Annotated in this window: 17 protein-coding genes and 1 rRNA gene; 7 read left to right on the top strand and 11 right to left on the bottom strand. The window is 34.5% G+C overall.

Annotated elements, in window-relative coordinates; all coding sequences use genetic code 11:
- Nucleotides 1-78 precede the first annotated feature (78 nt).
- Genes GWR14_RS02685 through GWR14_RS02665 form a run of 5 tightly spaced genes read right to left on the bottom strand, consistent with a single transcriptional unit; the run spans nt 79 to nt 7,201 of the window.
- Nucleotides 79-3,888: a T9SS type A sorting domain-containing protein gene (locus tag GWR14_RS02685; RefSeq protein WP_163407494.1), complete on the bottom strand. Its 3,810-nt coding sequence runs from the start codon at nt 3,886-3,888 to the stop codon at nt 79-81.
- A gap of 37 nt (nt 3,889-3,925) precedes the next feature.
- Complete coding sequence (locus GWR14_RS02680) at nt 3,926-4,852, bottom strand: methionyl-tRNA formyltransferase (RefSeq protein WP_163407492.1); 927 nt, start codon at nt 4,850-4,852, stop codon at nt 3,926-3,928.
- 2 nt (nt 4,853-4,854) lie between these two features.
- The gene (locus GWR14_RS02675) at nt 4,855-6,036 is read right to left on the bottom strand and encodes an ABC transporter substrate-binding protein (protein WP_246236267.1); all 1,182 of its coding nucleotides are present in this window, start codon (nt 6,034-6,036) and stop codon (nt 4,855-4,857) included.
- A gap of 28 nt (nt 6,037-6,064) precedes the next feature.
- Entirely contained in the window at nt 6,065-6,622 is a 558-nt protein-coding gene (locus GWR14_RS02670) for a phage tail protein (RefSeq protein WP_163407490.1), read from the bottom strand.
- A 21-nt stretch (nt 6,623-6,643) separates the two neighbouring features.
- The gene (locus GWR14_RS02665) at nt 6,644-7,201 is read right to left on the bottom strand and encodes a phage tail protein (RefSeq protein WP_163407487.1); all 558 of its coding nucleotides are present in this window, start codon (nt 7,199-7,201) and stop codon (nt 6,644-6,646) included.
- A 573-nt stretch (nt 7,202-7,774) separates the two neighbouring features.
- Here GWR14_RS02665 and GWR14_RS02660 point away from each other — a divergent pair.
- The 5 genes from GWR14_RS02660 to GWR14_RS02640 all read left to right on the top strand — a co-directional run bounded on the left by GWR14_RS02660 (nt 7,775) and on the right by GWR14_RS02640 (nt 12,113).
- The gene (locus tag GWR14_RS02660; RefSeq protein WP_163407485.1) at nt 7,775-8,140 is read left to right on the top strand and encodes a hypothetical protein; all 366 of its coding nucleotides are present in this window, start codon (nt 7,775-7,777) and stop codon (nt 8,138-8,140) included.
- A gap of 2 nt (nt 8,141-8,142) precedes the next feature.
- Nucleotides 8,143-8,769 carry a hypothetical protein gene (locus tag GWR14_RS02655; protein ID WP_163407484.1) on the top strand — a complete coding sequence of 209 codons (627 nt, stop codon included), beginning with the start codon at nt 8,143-8,145 and terminating at the stop codon, nt 8,767-8,769.
- A gap of 176 nt (nt 8,770-8,945) precedes the next feature.
- A complete protein-coding gene (locus tag GWR14_RS02650) occupies nt 8,946-9,737 on the top strand; it encodes a sensor histidine kinase (protein WP_163407482.1) in 792 nt (263 codons plus the stop codon).
- Between the two features lie 112 nt (nt 9,738-9,849).
- Nucleotides 9,850-10,518, top strand: a complete 669-nt coding sequence (locus GWR14_RS02645; RefSeq protein WP_163407481.1) for a response regulator transcription factor — start codon at nt 9,850-9,852, stop codon at nt 10,516-10,518.
- 335 nt (nt 10,519-10,853) lie between these two features.
- Entirely contained in the window at nt 10,854-12,113 is a 1,260-nt protein-coding gene (locus GWR14_RS02640) for an asparagine synthetase B (RefSeq protein WP_163407479.1), read from the top strand.
- Between the two features lie 80 nt (nt 12,114-12,193).
- On the opposite strand, the gene GWR14_RS02635 is transcribed toward GWR14_RS02640, so the two are convergent.
- From GWR14_RS02635 to thrS, 6 genes are all read right to left on the bottom strand, one after another.
- Nucleotides 12,194-12,628 (bottom strand): carboxymuconolactone decarboxylase family protein, encoded by a 435-nt coding sequence (locus GWR14_RS02635; protein WP_163407477.1) that lies wholly within the window; start codon nt 12,626-12,628, stop codon nt 12,194-12,196.
- A 78-nt stretch (nt 12,629-12,706) separates the two neighbouring features.
- Nucleotides 12,707-13,279: a Crp/Fnr family transcriptional regulator gene (locus tag GWR14_RS02630; RefSeq protein ID WP_163407475.1), complete on the bottom strand. Its 573-nt coding sequence runs from the start codon at nt 13,277-13,279 to the stop codon at nt 12,707-12,709.
- A 125-nt stretch (nt 13,280-13,404) separates the two neighbouring features.
- Nucleotides 13,405-13,749, bottom strand: a complete 345-nt coding sequence (gene rplT / locus GWR14_RS02625; RefSeq protein ID WP_008464948.1) for a 50S ribosomal protein L20 — start codon at nt 13,747-13,749, stop codon at nt 13,405-13,407.
- Between the two features lie 101 nt (nt 13,750-13,850).
- Entirely contained in the window at nt 13,851-14,048 is a 198-nt protein-coding gene (gene rpmI / locus GWR14_RS02620) for a 50S ribosomal protein L35 (protein WP_007810722.1), read from the bottom strand.
- A 101-nt stretch (nt 14,049-14,149) separates the two neighbouring features.
- The gene (gene infC, locus GWR14_RS02615) at nt 14,150-14,701 is read right to left on the bottom strand and encodes a translation initiation factor IF-3 (protein WP_163408044.1); all 552 of its coding nucleotides are present in this window, start codon (nt 14,699-14,701) and stop codon (nt 14,150-14,152) included.
- A 22-nt stretch (nt 14,702-14,723) separates the two neighbouring features.
- Nucleotides 14,724-16,670 carry a threonine--tRNA ligase gene (gene thrS, locus GWR14_RS02610; protein WP_163407473.1) on the bottom strand — a complete coding sequence of 649 codons (1,947 nt, stop codon included), beginning with the start codon at nt 16,668-16,670 and terminating at the stop codon, nt 14,724-14,726.
- A gap of 274 nt (nt 16,671-16,944) precedes the next feature.
- Between thrS and GWR14_RS02605 the strand changes: the two genes are divergently transcribed.
- A complete protein-coding gene (locus tag GWR14_RS02605; RefSeq protein WP_163407471.1) occupies nt 16,945-23,832 on the top strand; it encodes a S8 family serine peptidase in 6,888 nt (2,295 codons plus the stop codon).
- A 933-nt stretch (nt 23,833-24,765) separates the two neighbouring features.
- Nucleotides 24,766-24,835: ribosomal RNA gene (locus tag GWR14_RS02600) — 16S ribosomal RNA — on the top strand; the annotation flags it as partial.

The raw sequence follows: 24,835 nt of genomic DNA, 5'->3' as shown, positions 1-24,835 counted from the left end.
AAATTGATATAAAAAGAAAGGGAAAAATTATTTGATTTTTCCCTTTCTGATTTTAAAGAATTTATAAAACCTTTTAGATTATCTTTTCAGAATTAATTTGTGAGTAGTTAATTTACTGCCTTTCTTTTCTGTAATGAAATAAACTCCATCAGCATTGCCTTCAAGATTAATTGTATTAATCGTATCAGATATCACTTTTGCAGTTTTAATAGTTTGTCCTAATTGATTTGTGATGATTAAATCACTATCATGGTCAGTTTGTATGTTTACAGTACCATTGTTAGGATTAGGATATATTACAAATTTAGATTTTTCTTCTAGATTAGGATTAGCTAAACTACTTACAAGTACGCATGGTGAGATAACACTGCAACTTCCTACAGTTACGACAACTGCATAAGAGCCGGTAGCCGTTGGAGTGAATGATTGCCCGTTTTCACCAATTAATATAGTGGCAGGACATTGGATCCATTGGTATGAAGCACCAGTTTGAGTTGCTGCAATAACACCAGATGTAAGAGTTGCTGTATTGTTAGGAACTGGAAGCTGCAGCGGAATTGTAACTGATGCTGAAGCAGCCGAAGTACAGCTTAAAGCATTTGTAGCTGTAAAAGTATAAGTAGTTCCTGCAGTTCCGGTAATGGCACCTAAAGCACCTACAGTTGCCCCCGCCGGAGTTGAAGTATAAGTAAGTAAAGCAGAATAGTTGGCGATCGAAGCCGTTCCGTTAGCCGAGCAAGTAGCAGCAGTTGTAGATACAGTCGGTACAGCCGGAGCAGCCAATTGCAGCGGAATTGTAACCGAAGCCGAAGCAGCCGAAGTACAGCTTAAGGCATTTGTAGCTGTAAAAGTATAAGCAGTTCCTGCAGTCCCAGTAATGGCACCTAATGCACCTACAGTTGCCCCCGCCGGAGTTGAAGTATAAGTAAGCAAAGCGGAATAGTTAGCGATCGAAGCCGTTCCGTTAGCCGAGCAAGTAGCAGCAGTTGTAGATACAGTCGGTACAGCCGGAGCCGCCAATTGTACAGGGATTGTAACTGATGCTGAAGCAGCCGAAGTACAGCTTAATGCATTTGTAGCCGTAAAAGTATAAGCTGTTCCTGCAGTTCCGGTAATAGCACCTAAAGCACCTACAGTTGCCCCTGCCGGAGTTGAAGTATAAGTCAGTAAAGCGGAATAGTTGGCAATGGAAGCCGTTCCGTTAGCCGAGCAAGTAGCAGCAGTTGTAGATACAGTCGGTACAGCCGGAGCAGCCAATTGCAGCGGAATTGTAACCGAAGCCGAAGCAGCCGAAGTACAGCTTAAGGCATTTGTAGCTGTAAAAGTATAAGCAGTTCCTGCAGTCCCAGTAATGGCACCTAATGCACCTACAGTTGCCCCCGCCGGAGTTGAAGTATAAGTAAGCAAAGCGGAATAGTTAGCGATCGAAGCCGTTCCGTTAGCCGAGCAAGTAGCAGCAGTTGTAGATACAGTCGGTACAGCCGGAGCAGCCAATTGTACAGGGATTGTAACCGATGCCGAAGCAGCCGAAGTACAGCTTAAGGCATTTGTAGCTGTAAAAGTATAAGCTGTTCCTGCAGTTCCTGTAATAGCACCCAACGCACCTACAGTTGCTCCTGCCGGAGTTGAAGTATAAGTCAGTAAAGCGGAATAGTTAGCGATCGAAGCCGTTCCGTTAGCCGAGCAAGTAGCAGCAGTTGTAGATACAGTCGGTACAGCCGGAGCCGCCAATTGTACAGGGATTGTAACTGATGCTGAAGCAGCCGAAGTACAGCTTAAAGCATTTGTAGCTGTAAAAGTATAAGCAGTTCCTGCAGTTCCTGTAATGGCACCCAACGCACCTACAGTTGCTCCTGCCGGAGTTGAAGTATAAGTCAGTAAAGCAGAATAGTTGGCAATGGAAGCCGTTCCGTTAGCCGAGCAAGTAGCAGCAGTTGTAGATACAGTCGGTACAGCCGGAGCAGCCAATTGTACAGGGATTGTAACTGATGCTGAAGCAGCCGAAGTACAGCTTAAAGCATTTGTAGCTGTAAAAGTATAAGCAGTTCCTGCAGTTCCTGTAATGGCACCCAACGCACCTACAGTTGCTCCTGCCGGAGTTGAAGTATAAGTCAGTAAAGCAGAATAGTTGGCAATGGAAGCCGTTCCGTTAGCCGAACAAGTAGCAGCAGTTGTAGATACAGTCGGAGTAGCCGGAGCAGCCAATTGCAGCGGAATTGTAACCGATGCTGAAGCAGCTGAAGTACAGCTTGAAGCATTTGTAGCCGTAAAAGTATAAGCAGTTCCTGCAGTTCCGGTAATGGCACCCAACGCACCTACAGTTGCCCCCGCCGGAGTTGAAGTATAAGTAAGCAAAGCGGAATAGTTGGCAATGGAAGCCGTTCCGTTAGCCGAGCAAGTAGCAGCTGTTGTTGATACAGTTGGAGTAGCCGGAGCAGCCAATTGCAGCGGAATTGTAACCGAAGCCGAAGCAGCCGAAGTACAGCTTAATGCATTTGTAGCTGTAAAAGTATAAGCAGTTCCTGCAGTTCCGGTAATGGCACCCAACGCACCTACAGTTGCCCCTGCCGGAGTTGAAGTATAAGTCAGTAAAGCGGAATAGTTGGCAATGGAAGCCGTTCCGTTAGCCGAGCAAGTAGCAGCAGTTGTAGATACAGTCGGAGTAGCCGGAGCAGCCAATTGCAGCGGAATTGTAACCGAAGCCGAAGCAGCCGAAGTACAGCTTAATGCATTTGTAGCTGTAAAAGTATAAGCAGTTCCTGCAGTTCCGGTAATGGCACCCAACGCACCTACAGTTGCCCCTGCCGGAGTTGAAGTATAAGTCAGTAAAGCAGAATAATTGGCAATGGAAGCCGTTCCGTTAGCCGAGCAAGTAGCAGCTGTTGTTGATACAGTTGGCACAGCCGGAGCAGCCAATTGCAGAGGAATTGTAACCGAAGCCGAAGCAGCCGAAGTACAACTTGGAGCATTTGTAGCCGTGAAAGTATAAGCAGTTCCTGCAGTTCCTGTAATAGCACCCAACGCACCTACAGTTGCCCCTGCCGGAGTTGAAGTATAAGTCAGTAAAGCGGAATAGTTAGCGATCGAAGCCGTTCCGTTAGCCGAGCAAGTAGCAGCAGTTGTTGATACAGTCGGTACAGCCGGAGGAACACATGCTGGTGCTTCTAATAATCTAAAATTGTCTATAGCAAATTCTTGAGTTCCAGTTGCATCAGCGCTTACACGGAAACGAAGATCCAATAAACTTCCAGTTCCGGTTATATTCCAGTCTATCTCTTGAAAAGTTCTTGATAAAACTGTCCCATCTCCAAATTTATTTCCATCAGTGTCAACTCTCAGACGTTTTTGTACATATCCACCTGTAGCAGATTGTTCAGCATATATTCCTCCCAATAATGTCCAGGCACCGCCATCAATTCTATATTCGACTTCTAAAAAGTCATACGTAGTTGGGAAATCTGTTATATTTTGCCAGTCATGTCCACTATTTGCAGCAAATAAACCTTTAAAGGATAACCCGGATTTTCCAACTATACTAATTCCAGTCCAGGTAATATTTTGGACTTTATCGGCTGCATTATTAGTTCCAGTACCAACTCTGTCTAAATCTTCTCCAGCCCAAAATTTTGTACCTTGTATGTTTTGATATGTAGTAGTTGTTTCAGGAGCGGAAGCAGCCTGTAACGCTATATTGGTACCATCTGTTCTTAAAAAGTAATAAGAATATGGAATTGATGGTCCACCTGTGTTATATGATGAAGTGCGGAGACCTGAACTTGGAGCCCCTAGATCCTCAAAGGTATCGCTCCAGAATTGCGTTTGAGCATTTCCTCCTGTCCAAAAGAGGGAGAGGAGCAATATAAAAATTAAAGTAAAGTTTTTTTTCATGATTACATAATTTTAATTAAATATTATTTGTGAAAAATTAATTGAGAATTCCTGTCATGACAGGGTTTAGTGTCATATATTGTGAAGCTGTTATTATACCATAATCTGTTTTAAGTATTTCAATTGCGATTTGTTTGTTATCTTCACAAGCTATATTCAGGGTATGGGTAAAAGAAACTATTGTTCCCGGTTGATTTTCATGAGGTTCATTTAATAAATAAGCAGAAATTATTTTAATTTGTTCTCCTAATAATGTTGCATCTGCACCATTATTCCATGGATTACAAGCATTTATTAATGAGATTATTTCTTCTGCAGTCATTCGTTTCCAATTAATATAAGTGTCCGACAAATCTGGTTTTTCATAATAATAAGATTGTGTTTCATCTTGAGGTTCGTTGGGGATGTTATTGGCAAACTGCAGCATATTTGCCATATTCAAGGCAACCTGCGCCATATGTTCACTTAATTTTACAGATAGTTTACCGTAAGTATCACCTGTTTCAATAGTAATAGGATCATTAAAAATGATATTTCCTTCATCAAATTTTGTGTTCATGAAATGCGCACAAATTGCAGTTTCGTTTTCCTGATTTTTAAGAACTTCAAAAATTGGCATTGGTCCACGATATTGTGGCAAAGGACCCGGATGAAAATTGATGAATTTATTTTGACCGTATGACAAAATACTTTCAGTAAGTAAAAATGGAAATGAGATGCAAAAGATATAGTCAGGTTGAATCGTGTCAATCCAGTTTCTCATTTCGGAAATACTTTTATTATCCGGAAAAGATTTAAAACCGAAATTGTTTTCTTCTGATTCTCTTTCAAGAGCATCAATAGTTGTGTAGTTTCCTTTACCAATCCCAATAGCACATATGAATTTTTCATATGCTAATAATTGAAGGGCTTTAAAAGCAAATTTACCACCACACAGTACTAATATTTTTTTTTGTGTTTCCATAATTAAATACAAGCATAGCTATTGTACCAGGCAGATGTTGAATTATTAAGATCTTGATTGATTAATTTTTCAAAATGTTCAGATACATTATTTGCAGTGCTTTCTATTTTTATTTCGCATTTTCCTTCATCATTAGAAATTAGAACTGCATTATAAAGAGGAGAAATGGAAGTATTTGTTTTTTGGTCAAAATAAATTTTACCTCTAGGGCTTTTGAATGTAAATGAATGTAATTCGGAGGCTATTTGTGCTGTAGTGTTTTTTTCTTGAATTAAGTCTAAAATTTTTATTGCAATTTCAGCACTTTCCCAGCTTAATAATGAAAATAAATTAGGTGTTCTTCCAGTAGAGGTAATAGCATCAATGAATATTTTATTTTCATTAGACTTTATTTTTTTTGACCATGCTGCAATACCTTTTATATTGTCTCCTGGATATTCTGTATCAGCGAGCATCATTTCTTCAAAACCAAATGGAGGTAAATAAATAGGAAGATTTTGTTCTTTAAATGATTTTTGGATACCTTCAAAATACCACTGTACAAAATCTCCACTGAACAAGCTTAATAACGCACAATCTGGAAATTGTTCCAAATGATTTTTAAGAGGTTCTATAGTAAAATCTTCAGACTTGTATCCAGTTGCGTGGTTGAAAAAAATTTCTCCTCCATTTTCTTCAAAACCCTTTGCGATACTATAGGTATGTAAATAACCACCATCATAATATCCGGTTACCATACCAGCTGATTTGTAGCCGTCATTTATCGCTTTTTTTGCTGCGAGAGAAGCCCCTAAGGAATTATGAAGCGAATGATAAAAAATATTAGGACATGTTGGCCATTCATGAGGTAAATTAGCTCCTGCATCTAAAACAATTAGCATTTTATTGGCAGCAAGAAAAAGAGGTCGCAGCAATTGAGCCATGCGATGTCCAATGTAAGCAATAACAACAGAAGCATTTTCTTCAAGTAAAAGTCTTTCGGCGCTACGATAACATTGTTGTTTATCTGCCCCAAAACCTATATTTTCCGAGATGATGCGAATATCACTTTTTCCTAAGTGGTTTAATCCCGAACGTAATCCTTCATAAAGATCAAAACCAATGGTTTGATAGTATGTTGATCTGGCTAATAAAATTCCTATTGTTTGCATATAGTATTGAATAATAAAAAAGGAAATTTTCATAATGAAAATTTCCTTTTAATAATTTAAATTAATTTCTACTTGGAAAAATTCCTTCTGTCGCAATGGAATAATTAATAGTCAAATAAGGATTCAGTATACTAAAAGGGGAATTCCCACCTGTTGCATCTGTTGTTCCACTGACAGTTGTTCCTCCAGTAAAAACATTTTGAGTAGCTCCGTTGCCTGAAAAAGACGGTGTTGTTGTTGTTGCAGGGAAATTACCTTCCGGTACGCTTTCATCTGCATTTGCTGATGAAGCTTGTATTTTTACACTAACATTATTTAGTGTATGAATGTGTTGTGGTAAGTTTGATAAAAGTAAAGTAGCAGTAGTGGCTCCGCTGGTTTCTCCTATCGTATAATTTGGAAGGCCACCTCCTTGTCCCTGACCGATAGGTACACGTCCTTGCAAATCAGGTAACCCGAATGTAGTTTGTCCGTTTCCTCCATAATTTGTTCCTAAGAGAGCAAATAAAGCTGTGTTTTGGGCAATACTGATAATTTGTCCCTGACAAGTTGCATAACCCCTGGGAGCAAAATTAAATCCTAATATTTTTATTTCTCCAATAAATGGTTCTGTAGACATAAGATGTTGCTTTAAGGTTGTTTAATTTCTACTTGGAAAAATTCCTTGAGTAGCTATTGAATAATTGATAACTAAATAAGGGTTCATAATTGATATAGGAAGACCTCCTCCTGTTGCATCTGTCGTTCCGCTGACAGTTGTTCCTCCAGTAAAAACATTTGGAGTAGCTCCATTACCTGAAAAAGACGGTGTTGTAGTTGTTGCAGGGAAATTACCTTCCGGTACGCTTTCATCTGCATTTGCTGATGAAGCTTGTAGTTTAACTACAACACTATTTAATGTATGAACGTGTGACGGAATATTGGATGTTAATAATGTTACATTAGTTGTACCCGCAAGCTGTCCCATAACATAAGAAGGAAGTCCAGGACCTTGTCCTTGTCCAATAGGCATACGGCCTTGTAAATTAGGAAGTCCAAATGTTACTTGTCCGTTTCCTCCGTACACGGTTCCGAGTAAAGAAAAAAGAGCAGTGTTTTGAGCAATTGATAAGAGTTGACCACTGCAGCTCATATAGCCTCTAGGTGGAAAGTCGAATCCAAAAATTTTAATTTCTCCGATAAATGGTTCTGTAGACATAGATTTTAGTTATATAGTTAAAAAATAATATTCAAGTGTTTTATGCCTTTTTATATTAGTTTGATTTCTAAATAATTGAATTTTAGGGCAATATATTTTGACTGAAATTAATTTCGATTAATCCCAAAACTAGATTATTGTTTGTTTTTTATACTAATAAATGGTATGAATGCCTTTTTTTGTGTTATGAAAAGTATATTACCATGTATCAAATTTTTCAATAAATAGTTAAGAGCTATTGCATTAATTATAAAGTTTGTTAATTATCAAATTCATTGCGCTTCTTGTAAGAATCAGGCGGAATTTTTACTGTTTAAATTAAATGATCTTATTTGGCATAAAAATGTTTTTTTAAATCAACAGTTAACAATCAAAGTTAAATCATAATAAAATTATAGATACACGTATTTATACCTGTTTTTAATTAAGTTGTTGTTTTTCAGTAGTTTTTATTAAAGTTTTAATGTGCTCTTTTTTCGGTTTAAATCTTAGATTTTTAAAATATTTTATTAGTTTAGCAGACAAATATTTTAAATAATCAATATTAACTTTAACCAAAAACAAATTAAAATTATGTCGGAAAAATTAAATTTTGGAAATGTTGAAATACCATTGTCAGAAGGTATTGAATGGACAAAAAAATACCGTGATTCAAAAGAAGTAGCCGGAGAAAAGATTACAGGATACCTAATTCCTCTTGATGCCTTGAAATTGGTTTTGGATCAGGATATCGATGCGGTTCGTGCTTATAAAGGAATTAATAATGCCGGAGAAGAAACACTAATATTTGTTGGAACAAAATTCGATTCTGAAACAGGAATTTACAAAGATGTTTTCAAAAGTGGAATAAATGCTGCTAAAAGTGAAGAAGCTTCAGCTGTTGTTTATGATACAAGTCGTCCTGTTCCTCCTTTTGGAGATCCTGAGACTCCACTATAATAATGATAGATTTCTTAATATATTTAGGTTATTTCATTTTATTGATTAACCTTATTTTATATAGCATTAGCTTTTTCTGGACAGAAAAGGCTAATGTTTTTTTTGTTGGTTATTTGGCTTTTACATCTTTTGTACAATTTGGTATGGAAGTGCTATATCATTTAAAAATGAATAATTTATTATTAGTCAATTTTTTTTTTATTGGGCAAATGATTTTGTTGGGTTTGTTTTATAAATCATTATTTAAAAGCAAAACTCAAAAAAGAATTGTGACTGTTACTATTACTTTGGCTTTGATAATTTTTGGTATACAATTTTATTTAGATTCTTCTCAATGGACTAAATTTAATTTACTTGAAATAACAATTACTTCGTTATTAATTGTTGGTTTTGCTCTTATCCATTTTTATAATATGCTTACAGAACCAAAAGAATACTATTATGTAACAATTGGTGTCATTATTTATTTGCTTGGTGCAACTGTCTTGTTGTTGATAGGAAATTTGTCACAAAATCTTAGTGATGATATTAAATATCTTAGCTGGACATTAAATGCTTTTTTGGTGGTAATATATTACTTTACTATCTTATTCGAATGGAAAATAAGTTTTAAAAAACAAAGCAGTTAAGATTTGAATAAAATATTTTTCTAAAGCAGAAAAATACATTCGTTTAAAAATCCTTATCAAAACTTCGTTTTTTGCTGAGGATTTTTTATTTGAATTATTTTATTGATATAATTCTAAATAGAATATCTTTGATGGTAGATTATATTCTATTATAACAGAAATACCACAAAGCTTATATGAATTTGAATTCAGTTCCTGAAAAAGAGATAGTAGCTATCATCTTGTACATATCCCTTTTTTTTATGATTGTGGCGGTTGCTTTAATTGTGTTTTTTTATTTTTCCAGAAAGAAAATTATTCAAAAGGAATTAGAAAAAAAAGATTTAATCTTAGCACATCAAAGGGATCAGTTATGTGCTGTTATTCTTGCACAGGAAGAAGAACGCAAACGTATTGCCCAGGATCTGCACGATGACATTAGTTCTAAATTGAATGTAGTATCCTTAAATAGTTATTTGCTTACTTCGGCTAATTTAACAATGAACGAAACGAAAGAAATCACTACTAATATTATTAATATTACCGCAAAAGCATTAGATAATTCAAGAAAAATTGCTCATAATTTATTACCACCGGTTTTTGATAAATTTGGGCTTCATGCTGGTGTAGAAGAGTTGTGCGAAGAATTTGAAAGTAGTAAATCTGTTAAGGTTTCTTATCAAAATAAAATTGATTTTGATGAAAAAGAGAAAGACAGGCATTTGCATATATTTAGGATCTTACAGGAATTAATGAATAATTCCCTAAGACACGGAAAATCATCTGAGATTTCTATTCGTTTTGAAAATGTTGACGGAATAAATACTTGTTTTTATAAGGATAATGGGATAGGTTTTGATTGTGAAGATTCTGAAAATCATAAGGGGCTTGGAATGAAAAACATTGATAGCAGAATATCTTTTTTGAATGGAACTATCAATATAAGTTCCTATCCAGGTAAAGGAATTGATGTTTTTTTTACTTTTTAACAAAATTACTTGTTTTATGATGTATTATTTTTGTAGTATGTGATAATTTTTTACTCTGCATGATATATTTTTGTAATTTCAATACCGTTAAAGAATTTAAAGCCTAAAAGAAATGGAAGGTTCTGTAATAAAAATAGCTTTGGTTGATGACGAAGTTTTATTTCGTAAAGGCATTTCTTTTTTGCTTCAACGAGAAGAAAATATTGAAATTCTTTTTGAGGCATCAAATGGCGATGAACTGATTTCAAATTTGAATGCAAATGAGATAAAACCTGATATCGTTATTATGGATTTGAAAATGCCTGTTTTAAATGGTGTTGAAGCGACCAAAATTATTCGAAAAATTTTCCCTGAAATTAAAATTATTGCCTTAACAAGTTATGAAACAAAATCATTCATAACAAATATGATTCAGGTTGGAGCAGTAGCTTATTTAATTAAAAACACAACTCCCAAAGACTTAATTACTACAATTAATGAAGTAGCCAAAAAAGGCTTTTTCTATAATGAGAATATTTTAAAAACAATACAGGATTCCATTCAGTCATCTAAAAACTCTAAAATTAGTTTAGAGTCAGGATTTTTGTCACCACGAGAAATCGAAATACTTCAACTTATCTGTAATCAAAAAACAACTGCAGAAATTGCCGAAGAATTATTTTTAAGTCCAAGAACTGTAGAAGGACACAGAAATAATTTGTTGCTTAAAACAGAATCCAGAAATATTGCCGGATTAGTTGTTTATGCTATTCAAAATGAAATTGCGGTTTTGACTCTTTAAATTTTAGCTAGTTAAAAACTGTATAGATAATACATAATAAGATATAATGGTTATGGCTAATAGACCAAGGGCTATTTTTTGTAAAACATTTAGTTGTTTTGTTTCTTTATTGTTATCGTTAACTTTCATTTTGTTAATTTTCAAATACTACTTTCGCTTGTTTTTTTTATTATTCAAATTTAACGAGAAGTGCTTTATTGTTTGTAAGTATTTATACCTGTTTTTGATTTAATAAGTAAAAAAAGTAATTAATTTTTGCAGTATAATGAAATCAAACTTTTGAGACGAGGTTTTAAATGTTTCCTTTTATATCTTTACACTAAATAGATTTTGAAATGAAACAAACCTTAGTATATATAATACTTTTTTTATTTACATTATCAGTAAAAGCATCTTTTATTCTCCTTCCGATGGATGAAACGAGCCAGCAGAATCATCTTAAAGCTTATGGTATAACCTATTGGTGTTTAAGCAGGGATTATAAAGCAAGTTGGTTGCTGAATTATCGTGGAGGGTCATTTTTATTGCCTGATGCAGATGAAATTCGTAAAGAGTGTAAGATTCGTGGAGTAAGTTTCGAAATTTTGTCTGATAGTGAAGAAACTTCAATTTTAGAGGAAATTTCAAGTCCTTCCCAAAACATGGAATCTGTTATTCTCGAAAAAGCTCCGAAAATAGCAGTTTATACGCCAAAAGGGAAACAACCATGGGATGATGCTGTTACACTAGTGCTTACGTATGCAGAAATTCCGTTTACCCCTATTTATGATGAAGAAGTTTTAAGTGATCAATTATTGCTTTATGATTGGTTGCATTTGCATCATGAGGATTTTACAGGACAGTATGGGAAATTTTATGCAGCTTACAAAAATACACCATGGTATATTGAACAAAAAAAAGATGCTGAAGCATTAGCCGTAAAATTAGGTTATGCAAAGGTTTCTCAGGAAAAAGGAGCTGTTGCAAAAAAAATTAGAGATTTCGTTATTGGAGGAGGTTTTATGTTTGCTATGTGTTCTGCTACTGATAGTTTTGATATTTCTTTGGCGGCTGATGGCGTAGATATTTGTGAAGCTATGTTTGATGGTGACGCAAGTGAATCAAATTATCAATCAAAATTAAATTATGGTAATTCTTTTGCATTTAAAGATTTTACACTTGAAAGAAGGCCGGAACAATATGAGTTTTCAGATATTGACATGACTACCAAGCGTAGAATTACTCCTGAAAAAGATTATTTCACTTTAATGGAATATTCAGCCAAATGGGATCCGATTCCGAGTATGTTATGTCAAAATCATACACAGTTGGTAAAAGGGTTTATGGGACAGACGACCTCTTTTGATGCTACTTTAATTAAATCAAATATTTTAATTATGGGTGTTTGTGAACTAAACGGAGAAGCTCGTTATATTCATGGCGAAAAAGGTAAAGGTATGTTTACTTTTTTTGGAGGACATGATCCTGAGGATTTTCAGCATCAGGTAGGTGATCCGCCAACAGTTTTAGATTTACATCCAAATTCTCCGGGTTACAGGCTGATTTTAAACAATGTTCTGTTTCCTGCAGCAAAAAAGAAAAAATTGAAAACATAATTTTTTATCCTTTTGGATATAAAATATAGAAAAGGGCTTTTACTATTTGTAAAAGCCCTTTTTAAATTGTTTTAATTAAGTCAGGAAGCTCTTAATCCTGTTGTGATTGCCATTCTGTTCCATGAGTTGATTGTAATAATGGTAAGAATAATTTCAGCCAGATATTTATTGTCAAACAGGCTGGCGGCATTTTGATAAACTTCATCAGAAACATGATTACTGATTAATGTTACTTGTTCTGTTAAAGCTAAAATTGCTTTTTCTTCTTCTGTAAATACATCTGCTTCTCGCCATGCACTGATTAAATAAATACGCTGTTCTGTTTCTCCTGATTTTCTCGCATCGGCCGTATGCATATTGATACAAAAAGCACAGCCATTTATTTGGGATGCGCGAATTTTAATTAATTCTTTATGAGTTGAAGTTAATGAAGTTGTAGAAATATATTTTTCTAAATTCATTAAGGCTTGGTAAGCTTCTGGAGCAACTTGCGGGATAACTATTCTTGAATTCATTTTATATGTTTTTAAAGTTCATTACAAAGGTCAGGCATGTATACTTTAAAAAACTTGAACTGCTTCAAGAAATTCAGATCAGACTTTACCTGCCCTGATTTTACTCATAAATTCAGCAGAAAAGTCTAAATAGGAGGCTAGCATGTATTGAGGAACACGCTGTACGAAATCTGGCTGTTGGTTTTTAAAATGGTTGTATCTTTCTTCGGCTGACATTGTAAATAAAAATTTGATTCTCATTTGAGCGGCTCCAAATGATTTTTGGGAAACAATTTTAAAGTATCTTTCCAGTTTAGGAATTTGGATTAAAAGAGATTCTAAGACATTTTTTTCTAATACTACGATTTCGCAGTTTTCAACAGTTTGTATATAAAAATGTGATGGGGTATTATTATGATAACTCAAATAATCAGTTATCCACCAATTTTCAATTGCGAATTGAAGTGTCTGTTCTGTTCCTTTTGGATTAATTATGTATTGTCTCGCACAGCCTTTTGTTACAAAATACATAGTGTTGCAGACTTGGCCTTCTTTCAGTAAATGTTCTTTCTTTTTTACTTTTGAAAGAGTAATGTTTGATTCAAGAATATTAATTTCCTCAGAATTTAATGTAATGAATTTTTGTATGTGATCTAAAAGAGCTGCATGCATATAGATGATTTCTGAGTATTCGGTTTAAAGATAAATAAGATTTGTTATAAAAAAGCAAAAACCCAATCGAATGATTGGGTTTTTTATGATAAGTAAGTAATCTTAAATTGAGTTTATAAAACGTTTTATTTTACTTTATTAAGAATAGCTTTGAAAGCTTCTGGGTGGTTCATAGCTAAATCTGCAAGAACTTTACGGTTCAACTCGATTCCGTTAGCTTTAACTTTACCCATGAATTGAGAATAAGACATTCCCTCTAATCTAGCTCCAGCGTTAATACGTTGAATCCATAATGAACGGAAGTTTCTTTTATTCTGTTTTCTGTCACGGTAAGCATAGCTCATTGCTTTCTCTACCGCGTTCTTAGCAACTGTCCAAACGTTTTTACGTCTACCAAAGAAACCTTTGGCTTGCTTCATTATTTTTTTTCTTCTTGCTCTTTTAGCAACTGAATTTACCGATCTTGGCATAATTTTAATGTGTTTTTGTAGCAGGCGTCCTGAATTGAATCAAAGGAACTTCAAAGCCATACTCCAAGGTTATATAAATAATTTTTTAACCTAAAGAATTATTAGATAATTCTTAATTGTTGTTTAATGCTTTTCATATCTGTAGAGTGAACTAGCGCTGAGTGAGTCAAAGCTAATTTACGTTTCTTAGATTTTTTAGTCAAGATGTGACTTTTAAAAGCATGCTTTCTTTTAATCTTTCCAGAGCCAGTAACTTTAAAACGTTTCTTAGCGCTAGATTTTGTTTTCATTTTAGGCATTTTTCCTAGTGTTTTAATTTATTCTTACTTACTTATATCTTTAGTCTCAAAGTTTAAAAGCCTTCTTTGGCTTTCGACTTTATGATCTTCAACTTTATGACTTATTTCTTTTTCTTCGGAGCAATGAACATAATCATTCTCTTTCCTTCCAAAACAGGCATAGCCTCAACTTTACCGTGTTCTTCTAAATCCTGAGCAAGACGTAACAATAAAATTTGTCCCTGATCTTTATAGATGATAGAACGACCTTTGAAGAAAACGAATGCTTTTAATTTTGATCCTTCTTTTAAGAATTTTTCAGCATTCTTTCTTTTAAATTCATAATCATGCTCGTCAGTTTGAGGACCAAATCGAATTTCCTTTACAACAACTTGCGAAGATTTAGCTTTTAAAGCTTTGTCTCTTTTCTTTTGTTCGTAAACAAACTTCTTGTAGTCCATAATTTTACAAACCGGCGGTTCAGCATTTGGCGATATTTCAACCAAATCCAACTCCAGCTGGTCAGCTAAACGTAATGCATCAGCGATTTTAAAAACCCCAGGTTCGATATTTTCACCTACAAGACGTACTTCAGGAACACGAATAAAATTATTTATTCTGTGTGCATCTTTTTTTTCTACTCGAGGTTGCTGAGAACCTCTGTTACTTTTTATTGCTATGGCTTTCTAATTTAAGTTAAACTGTAAATACTTTTAATGTCTTTTTTATTTCTTCGTCTACAATCGATACAAATTCATCGATTGAAACTGTGATATTACCTTTTCCTTCCTGACCGTGACGACGAATAGAAATTGTACCGTTTTTCTCTTCTTCTTCACCAACGATAAGCATAAACGGAATTTTCTGCATTTCTGCATCTCTAATTTTTTTACCGATTGTTTCGTTTCGGTTATCAATTAGGGCGCGAATTTCGTGATTTTCTAGCAAATCTAAAACTTTTTTAGCATAATTTTCGTATTTCTCGCTCAAAGACAAGATAATAGCTTGCTCAGGCATAAGCCAAAGAGGGAAATTTCCTGCTGTGTGTTCTAATAAAATAGCTATAAAACGCTCCATAGATCCAAAAGGAGCTCTGTGAATCATAACAGGACGATGTAATTCATTATCGGCACCTTTGTATGTCAATTCAAAACGCTCAGGCAAGTTATAATCTACTTGAATAGTTCCTAACTGCCATTGTCTTCCCAAAGCATCTTTTACCATGAAATCTAATTTCGGACCATAAAATGCTGCTTCACCATATTCTACAACAGTATTAAGACCTTTATCTTTTGCTGCATTGATAATTGCATTTTCTGCCTTTTCCCAGTTTTCATCAGTGCCAATATACTTTTCTCTGTCTTCCTGATCTCTTAATGAGATTTGGGCAGTAAAGTTTTCAAAACCTAAAGAACCAAATACGTATAATACAAGGTCAATTACTTTTTTAAACTCCTCATCTAATTGTTCCGGAGTACAGAAAATGTGAGCATCATCCTGAGTAAATCCCCTAACACGGGTTAATCCATGTAATTCTCCAGATTGCTCATATCTGTAAACAGTACCAAATTCAGCATAACGCTTAGGTAAATCTTTATATGACCAAGGTCTTACATTGTAAATCTCACAGTGGTGAGGGCAGTTCATAGGTTTCAATAAAAACTCTTCACCTTCAGCTGGAGTATGAATTGGTTGAAAGCTGTCTGCTCCATATTTTGCATAGTGACCAGAAGTTACATAAAGTTCTTTTTGTCCAATATGTGGGCTCACAACTTGCTCGTAACCTGCTTTCTTTTGTGCTCTCTTCAGGAATTGCTCCAAACGATCTCTTAAAGCAGCACCTTTTGGCAGCCATAAAGGTAAACCTTGACCCACTTTTTGAGAGAAAGCAAACAATTCAAGTTCTTTTCCTAATTTACGGTGATCACGACGTTTTGCTTCTTCAAGAAGTTCAAGATATTCAGTTAAGTCTTTTTGTTTTGGGAAAGAAGTTCCGTAAACACGCGTCAACTGCTTATTTTTTTCATCACCTCTCCAATAAGCACCGGCAACGCTCATGATTTTTACAGCTTTGATAATTCCAGTATTTGGAATATGTCCACCACGACATAAGTCAGTAAAAGTAGCGTGATCGCAAAATGTAATAGTTCCATCTTCAAGATTTGAAATCAATTCAGTCTTGTAAACATTATCTTTATACATTTCTAAAGCTTCAGCTTTAGTTACAGGACGCATTTTGAAATCGTATTTTCCTCTTGAGATTTCAAGAATGCGATCTTCGATCTTTTTAAAATCAGCTTCAGATATTTTCTGATCTTCAAAATCTACATCATAATAAAACCCATTAGCAATTGCAGGTCCTAGAGTTAATTTAATTCCAGGATACAATTCCTCAAGAGCTTGAGCCATTACGTGAGAAGTCGAATGCCAGAAAGCTTTTTTACCTTCAGCATCATTCCAGGTATATAAAATAAGATTACCGTCGGTAGTTAATGGAGTTTCGGTTTCAATAGTTGTACCATTAAAAGATGCAGAAATCACGTTTCTAGCAAAACCTTCGCTAATGTTTTTAGCGACCTCCATTGGAGTTACGCCTGAAGCGAACTCTCTAATTGACCCATCGGGTAAAGTAATCTTGATCATTGTTTATAATTTTGTGAATGCAAATATAACTTATTACTAAAATACATACAACTTGTTGGATGTAATTAAATTATTTTGATTTTTGTTATTATTTACTGATTTTATCTGGTCCTGAGATTGTAAGTTGTTAGTTAGTTTTGTTGTAAAACTTGATATTAACCATGTTTTGTTTTAATTTAATGTTTTTTTAATAAATTATTTACAAATGTAACATTTTGTAAGAATGATTTTGTAAGTTTACACTTTGTAACATTTTATTAAACAGGATATTATTATGAGAATAAAATTACTTAGCTTATTTATGTTATTAATGACTATTCCATTATGGTCACAAAAGATTTCTGATTCTGATTTTGTGATTTCAGTAAACGGAAATAAAATAGTAACGACATCAAATTTTAAACAACAGTTTAAAGAGAAAAAAAGCACAGGAAAGCAAATTCCTAAAGTAGAGTACACTTTGTTGCAATTTACCAAAATACCCACGGTCGATGAACAGCAAAAAATGAAATCAGCAGGAGTAACTTTACTGAGCTATTTATCAAATAATGCTTATTATGCTAAAATTTCTTCTGAATTTTATAATAATAGTACTGCTTTTGCTAATATAAGGACATCGATTACTGTTGATCCTAAATATAAATTAGATCCGCTAATTGTTGATAATGTCATTCCGGATTATGCCAAAGAAGGCAATGGAGTAAAAGTTGTTGTCAGCTACTTTAAAGGGGTTGATAATAAGACTATTGGAGATGATTTAGCAAGTTTGTTTATAAAAAGCGTCAGAAATGATGCGAATTTTAGCGAAATTCACTTGGAGGCAAGTATAGAAAAACTTGAAGAGGTTGCTAAATTTAACTGGGTACAGAATATTGAATTGGTGCCGCCTCCGGTAGAAAGCGATAACAAACCCGGTGTTTCATCACATAAAGCAAATATTCTTGGTTCAGTAATTCCAGGGTTAGGTTATGGCTTAACGGGAAAAGGTGTTAAGGTTGGTGTTTGGGATGGAAATCTTGAACAGCATAAAGACCATACAGGAAGAGTTGTAAACAGAGAGTATGAATCAAATTCTTCTCATGGTGATCATGTTTCAGGGACTATAGGCGGTGCAGGATTATTGGATCCAAAAGCAAAAGGAATGGCTCCTGAAGTGCAGATGTTTGGATGGAATTTTAATACACAGTCTAATGGTCTGTCTGTTCAGCAAGAAAGAGTAATTGCGGCAGTAAATGATGGAATTGAGTTAACTTCAAATTCTTACGGAGTAAATCTTACTTCCGGATATAATACAGGCAGATACAATACAGGTGATCGTGGTGATGATAACGTTACTGTAACTTATCCTTATTTACTAAACGTATATTCAAATGGAAATGCTCAGACGGCATATCCTGGAGGATTTAATACTTCAACTAAAAATTCAAAAAACTCATTACATGTTGCTGCTAATAATTCTAATGATTTAATTAGTAGTTATAGTAGTTTCGGACCAACAATTGATGGGCGTTTAGTTCCTCAGATTGCTGCAGTAGGTACAGATGTTTATTCATTAGATTACAGTAATTCGTATCAGGTAATGAGCGGAACCTCAATGGCAACTCCGGGAGTAACAGGGACATTGGCGTTATTGTATGAGAGGTATAAAAATACCTACGGAGAAAAACCATTGGCTTCTTTAATGAAAGCTTTGGTAACCAATACAGCTAAAGATGCTGGGAATCCGGGGCCAGATTACAAATATGGTTTTGGAAACTTAAACGGATTACGTGCGGTTAAAGTTTTAGATAAACAAATGTTCTATACTGCATCAGTTGCTAATGGTGTTTCTTATGAAAAAGATATCGTAGTTCCGGCAGGATTAGTGACATTAAAAGTGCTTCTTGCTTATACAGATATAGGTGGTACGCCAGGTGCAGCATCGGTTCAGGTAAATGATTTAGATATCAAAATCGTAAAAGATGGTGTAACAACCTTTCCATGGGTTTTAAATCCAACAGTTCCGAATGCGAATGCTGTGCGTGGAGTTGATAATGTAAATAATATCGAACAAGTAACATTAGATAATCCGGCTCCGGGGACATATAAAATTATTGTTACAGGAACGCGAGTTCCTCTTAATACGCAGCAATTTTCTGTAGTTTACGATTATGTGGTTCCTGAATTAATTTTAACATATCCGGTAGGAGGAGAAAAATTCAATACCGAAACAACAGAATATATTCGTTGGGATTATGAAGGAGAAGCAAAACCTTTTACTCTTGAATATTCAGTTGATGGAGGGGTAACTTATCAATTAATTGCAAAAGATATTCCATCAGCAGCAAGGAATTTTGCATGGAAAGTTCCGGCAGATATAGTTGCAAATGCAAAAATTAGAGTTATTGCAGGCTCAAAAGTAGACGTTTCTAAAGAAGTTTTTAATATCATCAAAGAACCGGAAAACTTAGTTATTGCTCCTTCGGCATGTGGTACATCATCTTATCAAATGGATTGGGATGCAATTCCGGGGTCTAAATATGAAGTATTAAAAATGAATGGATATAAGTTTGATGTTGTTGCAACAGTTACAAATCCAACTTATACTTTTCCAAATATTACGGCTGGAGACGATAACTGGTTTTCTGTCCGTGCTGTTGACATAGCTACTGGAATCGTTTCTGAAAGAGTAAGAGCAGTAAATGTAGAACCTGTTTCTCAACCACTTTTAAGTCCGCTAAATTTACCATTTATTGAGGATTTTAATTCAAGAAAAGCAGCTAATTATGTGTTTTCTAAAGGATCCACAGGACTTGTGAAATATGAATATATTAGTGCTGATTTTTTAGATGGAGCAAAAATGGCCGGATCAGGAACTCCATCAGCTTCTCCTTGGATATCAAGTACAACTGCAAATGCGTTTACAAACAATCCGGATTATATTAAAAAGGTATCTTTTTGTGATATAGATGCCACATCCCTTTCGGGAAAAGCATTGCGTCTGAAGTTCAATTTGCTTTGGAACAGTGTTGGAGCTGCAAATAAAAATTTCTTCAGACTTGTAATTAATGGAACTCCTGTAGCAAGTACTCAAAATGTTAGTGTTTATGGAGGTGCAGCTTTGTCTGGTGATACAGAATTACTTTATGATTTATCAGCTTATGCAGGAACTGTATTTAGTGTAGCTTTTGAATCAGTTATAGATAATGATTTTGTTGTAGTTAGTAGTGAAAATGTTTATAGTGCAGTTTATATTGATAACGTAAACATTTTCGAAGCTACTTCTAATGATCTTGAATTATTGGCATTAACTACTAATGCAGCATTTACTTCAACTGAAACCGTAAAGATAAAAGTTTACAATCATTCTCCGATTGCTGTAAGTAATATACCAGTCTCGTATAAAATTAATAATAGTACAGAAGTGGTAGAAACGATACCAGGACCTATTGCTCCTTTAAGTGAAGTGTCATATGATTTTGCTCAAAAAGCAGATTTCTCGACGGGAGGTGTTTATACAGTAATAGCAAATGTAAATTATGCTACAGATGCAGTGGCTGGTAATAATTCATTGAGCAAGCAGGTTTTTAATATTGGTTCAGATGTATTAATGGGATCAAGAGCGAGTATGACAACATGTTCTGCAGAATTTACAGATAGTGGTTCTCGTTATGGCAATTATGGTGATCAGCTTACTCAGACAATTACGTTTGTGCCGGCAACTGCGGGGAGTAGTATAAAAGTTGAATTTAGTGAGTTTGATTTAGAAACAGATTATGACTTTTTATATGTTTATAACGGACCGAATACTTCTTCTCCTTTATTAGGTACGTTTACAGGAAATGCATTGCCGTCTTCATTGACTTCTTCAGCAACAAATGGAGAATTAACTTTTAGATTTGTTTCTGATGAAATCGAAAATACACCAGGATGGATTGCAACAATTACGTGTGCTCCAAAATTAACCATTAATGATGTAAGTATTGCCTCTATAGTGGCTCCTGAAGTTTTAGGTAAAAAATCTAATGCTCATGATATTACAATAAGGGTTACGAATTTAGGACCTAATGTTTTAACAGATTATCCGGTCTTTTATCAGGTTAATGGTGGGGCAAAAGTGACAGAGCTTGTTCCGTCTATTGGAGCTTATGCTACAGTAAGTTATACGTTTACTGCTAAAGCGGATTTGTCAATTACTGATGCAACTTATACAATTAAAAGCGGCGTTGATATCGCAGATGATAATATAACTAATGATATTCGTGAAAAAAACGTTTATAATAAAAACGATCTGCCAACTCATACAAATACAAATGGATATGCTATTTCTAAATTTAAATGGAATGATGTTGTGAATTCTTCAGGAACTACAGCTTATTCTGATTTTAAATCAATAAAGATTCCGGTTTATGCAGGATTTACATATCAGCCAGAAGTTACAATAACAAAACCTGAGGCACCAATTAGTAGAGATCAAGTTACTTCTGTCGGAGTATTCACAATGATAGTTATTGATTTAAATGGCGATGGGAATTTAACAGATGAATTTTATGCAGGGACTTTTTGGGTAAATACATTACAAACATCTGCATCGCCTGCACTTCCTTCAACAACAAGTACGCATTATTTTAGAAATAATTTTACTCTTACAGGAGGTTTAACAATTCCGGCAGGTACAACAGCGGGAGAAAAACAAATGCGTGTAATCCATATGTTCCGTTCTCCTCAAGAATATTATAATGTAGTTTTAGGGCCAACATTCGATGGTTTGACCAGTTCAAGAGAAGATTTTGAGGTAGAAGAATATACAATTGATGTATTGCCTTATACACCTGCAAATGCAAGTGTAGAAAGAATTGCACTGCCAATTAAACCAGGAAAAGCTCCGGTTACAGTTACAGCTGCAATTCGTAATTTATCAAACACGGCAATTTCTAACTTCCCTGTTGCCTACAAAATAAATGGAGGTGCTGAAGTGGTTGAAACTGTTACCGCAACAATTGCTGCAGGTGCGTTGGCTAATTATACATTTTCAACAAAAGCGAATTTAAGTGTTCCGGCTGATTATACTTTAGAAGTGTATACAAAATTAGCAGGAGATACAGATCCGACTAATGATGCCAAAACTCTAAATATTTCTCATGTTGCTGATTATGTAACAAATGTTACGGGAACTTTTGATGGGATCAATGATTTTATAAAAACAGATACTTCGCCCGCTTTAAATCTTACTAATAATTATACTTTTGAAACTTGGGTGAAACAAAAAGGATCAACGGTATATGGAAGGCTTTTAGACAAAGGAACAGCTTTGGTCTTTATTCATAATGATAGTAATTTGTCTATATATAAAGAAAATAGTTTAGTGATTTCTATAACAACTGCAGCAGGATCGTATGTAATTAATACCAGTGCAAATTCTATCAAGCAAAACGTTTGGCATCATATTGCATATTCAGTAAGTGCAGCCAATGTTTATAAAGTTTATATAGACGGCGTAGAAGTTCCTTTTACAAGTACAGGTACGGCAGGTGCAGCAAGTAGTAATAGTGCATCAGCAATTTATATTGGTAATAATGCTGGTCTAGCACGTGGTCTGAATGGAAACATAGATGAGGTCCGTATCTGGTCGGGTGTTCGTAGCCAGGCAGCACTTATTGCAAATGCTACAACAAAATATGTTGGAAACGAACCAGGATTATTGGCTTATTATCCTTTTGCAGAAGGAAATAAGCAATTTGTTTTTGATCGTACTATTAGTGATAATACAGCTGTAGTAACAAATGCAGACACAGATGGCTTAGGGGAAGGTAAATTCTGGAATGTTCCGGTTCTGATGCAAAGTATCAATTTTGTAAATCAATTATCGTCATCTTATGATGCAATAACTAAAACATATACAGTAGTGTTAAATGATGGGGCAGATGCTACAAATGCAGTTGCAAATTTCTCTTTAGGAATGAAGAGTATTGCAACCATTAACGGTATTCAGCAAATAAGTGGTGTTTCAGGTAATGATTATACTAATCCGGTTACATTTACAGTGCTGGGAACAGGTTTTAATACAGGACTTATAGAAAACTATACAATTAAAATTATTACAGGTTTAAGTAATGAAAGTAAATTACTTTCGTATGATTTCAAAACCTCGTCAAATTCAAGTTTGGCTCAGGAAATTAATACTGATATCGTAGGTAATAATGTGACAAAGACAGTGTCTTTTGGTGTTGATGTTACAAATCTAATTGCAGATTTTGTAGTTTCACCTGGAGCAGAGCTTTATATAGACGGAATATTACAGGTAAATTCAAAAACCATTGCAGTAGATTATACAAATAGCTTTTTAGTTACTGTAATTTCAGAGAATAAACTTTCTGCAACTAATTATAATATTACTATCAATGCAAAAAATCCAGAAGCTAATATTATTGATTACGCAGTGCAAAATCAGATTGGTACAAGTATAATTGATCCGGTGGCTAAAAAAGTAACTGTTTATGTTAATAATAATGCAGATTTAAGTGAATTAATGCCAATTTTCCAATTATCAAATTTTGCTGTTTTACGAATTGGTACTTATCCTCAGAATAGTGGTGTATCGGTATTAAATTATGCTGCGCCGGTAGTTTACAATGTAATCGCGCAAGACGGGACAATAGAAAATTGGACTGTAACAATAGAGTATGCCAAACCAATCATAACATTATTGGGTAATGCAGTGGTTTCGTTAGATAAAGGTTGTGCATATACAGAAGCAGGAGTTGAGGCAAAAGATAACTTAAATACCAATATAACTACAGATGTGGTAGTAACAGGTGTTGTAGATGTGAATACTTCAGGAACGTATGTTTTAACTTATACAGTGAAAGATGCTATGGGGAATGAAGCATCAATAATACGTACAGTTAATGTTTCAACTACAGCATGTAGTTTAGGAATACCAACTAATACGATTCCAGGATTTGTAATTTATCCAAATCCGGTAACTAATGGAAAATTATATATAGAGACAGATCCTGTTACAGTTAAAAACATTAGAATTTCGGATATGTCAGGTAAAAAAGTGTTTTATTTAAAAACAGAAGGTAAAGAGTTGGATTTGTCAAGGCTTCCTTCCGGAGTATATATATTAAATGTAGAACAAGATGGTAAAACAGCTACGGAAAAACTTATTATTAAGTAATCTTAGTGTTTGATAAAACATTTCTATCTTAAACTATATAGATAGAAAAGTAAAGATAAAGACCCGACAGGTTTTAAAACCTGTCGGTTTTGTTTTTTTAGATGCATATTAATATAAGTATAGTTTAGATTGTATTTTGCATAATAATCAGGAGCTATTTCCCGCTATCCTCTGCAATCTTTTTGGGCCGAACCCCGGTCCCAAAAGGATTTTCGCTTCTATCGGGGCTATGGATTTGCGTTTTCAAAAGAATTTTTGAGCAGGAAAGGGTTTTAAAATCCTTAAAAATCCTCTAAAAAGCTTGGTAAAAGATAAAAACTCTTCAAAAAGGATAAAGAGAAAAGGGTAAAAACTGCCAAAAATCCGGTTCTATTCAGAAAAAACTTACTATAAATAGAAAAAACTCAAAATGTAAATAAGCTGTTATGAGTTAGTTAAGAAAAAGATTTAAAAAAAAGGAAAAAAACTCATTAAAAAAGCTTGCGAAAGCGAATAAAGGTTGTACTTTTGCACCCGCAACAGCGAAGGCGTTCATCGAAATACTGACAGGTAAGGCAATTAAAAAGGGAGTAAAATTTCTAAAAAAAAGATTGCGAAAAGCTTGTGAGATTTGAAAATGCTTTTTACATTTGCACCCCGCAAACGAAGCGAAGTTCATAGAAATACTGAGAGAAAAATAAGGAAAAAGAGGCGAAAAAAAGTTTCAAAATTTTTTAAATTTTTCTTGCAGGTTTTAAAAATTAGTTTTAGTTTTGCACCCGCTTTGAGAAACAAACGAAAGGCGAAAAAAATAAAGAGATTACGTTCGTAGACATATTGAATTGACAGCCGTTTTAACAGCGATGTTAGAACAGAAGGAATAAGAGTAATAGAATCGCGAGATTCAAATATAACCGACTAGAATAACGCATCGAATATACATTATAAAAATATACGATGAAGAGTTTGATCCTGGCTCAGGATGAACGCTAGCGGCAGGCTTAACACATGCAAGTCGAGGGGT

Origin of the sequence: Flavobacterium ajazii (genome assembly GCF_010614725.1) — a bacterium.
GTDB classification, from domain to species: domain Bacteria; phylum Bacteroidota; class Bacteroidia; order Flavobacteriales; family Flavobacteriaceae; genus Flavobacterium; species Flavobacterium ajazii.
This window is presented reverse-complemented; position numbering and strand designations above follow the sequence as displayed.

Bases quoted from the DNA above. Each gene is read 5' to 3' on its own strand.
- rpmI (WP_007810722.1), bottom strand. From the start codon at position 14,048: ATGCCTAAAATGAAAACAAAATCTAGCGCTAAGAAACGTTTTAAAGTT.
- GWR14_RS02665 (WP_163407487.1), bottom strand. From the start codon at position 7,201: ATGTCTACAGAACCATTTATCGGAGAAATTAAAATTTTTGGATTCGAC.
- GWR14_RS02670 (WP_163407490.1), bottom strand. From the start codon at position 6,622: ATGTCTACAGAACCATTTATTGGAGAAATAAAAATATTAGGATTTAAT.
- GWR14_RS02640 (WP_163407479.1), top strand. From the start codon at position 10,854: ATGAAACAAACCTTAGTATATATAATACTTTTTTTATTTACATTATCA.
- GWR14_RS02675 (WP_246236267.1), bottom strand. From the start codon at position 6,036: ATGAAAATTTCCTTTTTTATTATTCAATACTATATGCAAACAATAGGA.
- GWR14_RS02605 (WP_163407471.1), top strand. From the start codon at position 16,945: ATGAGAATAAAATTACTTAGCTTATTTATGTTATTAATGACTATTCCA.
- GWR14_RS02660 (WP_163407485.1), top strand. From the start codon at position 7,775: ATGTCGGAAAAATTAAATTTTGGAAATGTTGAAATACCATTGTCAGAA.
- GWR14_RS02645 (WP_163407481.1), top strand. From the start codon at position 9,850: ATGGAAGGTTCTGTAATAAAAATAGCTTTGGTTGATGACGAAGTTTTA.
- thrS (WP_163407473.1), bottom strand. From the start codon at position 16,670: ATGATCAAGATTACTTTACCCGATGGGTCAATTAGAGAGTTCGCTTCA.
- GWR14_RS02655 (WP_163407484.1), top strand. From the start codon at position 8,143: ATGATAGATTTCTTAATATATTTAGGTTATTTCATTTTATTGATTAAC.
- GWR14_RS02680 (WP_163407492.1), bottom strand. From the start codon at position 4,852: ATGGAAACACAAAAAAAAATATTAGTACTGTGTGGTGGTAAATTTGCT.
- GWR14_RS02650 (WP_163407482.1), top strand. From the start codon at position 8,946: ATGAATTTGAATTCAGTTCCTGAAAAAGAGATAGTAGCTATCATCTTG.
- GWR14_RS02630 (WP_163407475.1), bottom strand. From the start codon at position 13,279: ATGCATGCAGCTCTTTTAGATCACATACAAAAATTCATTACATTAAAT.
- GWR14_RS02635 (WP_163407477.1), bottom strand. From the start codon at position 12,628: ATGAATTCAAGAATAGTTATCCCGCAAGTTGCTCCAGAAGCTTACCAA.
- rplT (WP_008464948.1), bottom strand. From the start codon at position 13,749: ATGCCAAGATCGGTAAATTCAGTTGCTAAAAGAGCAAGAAGAAAAAAA.
- GWR14_RS02685 (WP_163407494.1), bottom strand. From the start codon at position 3,888: ATGAAAAAAAACTTTACTTTAATTTTTATATTGCTCCTCTCCCTCTTT.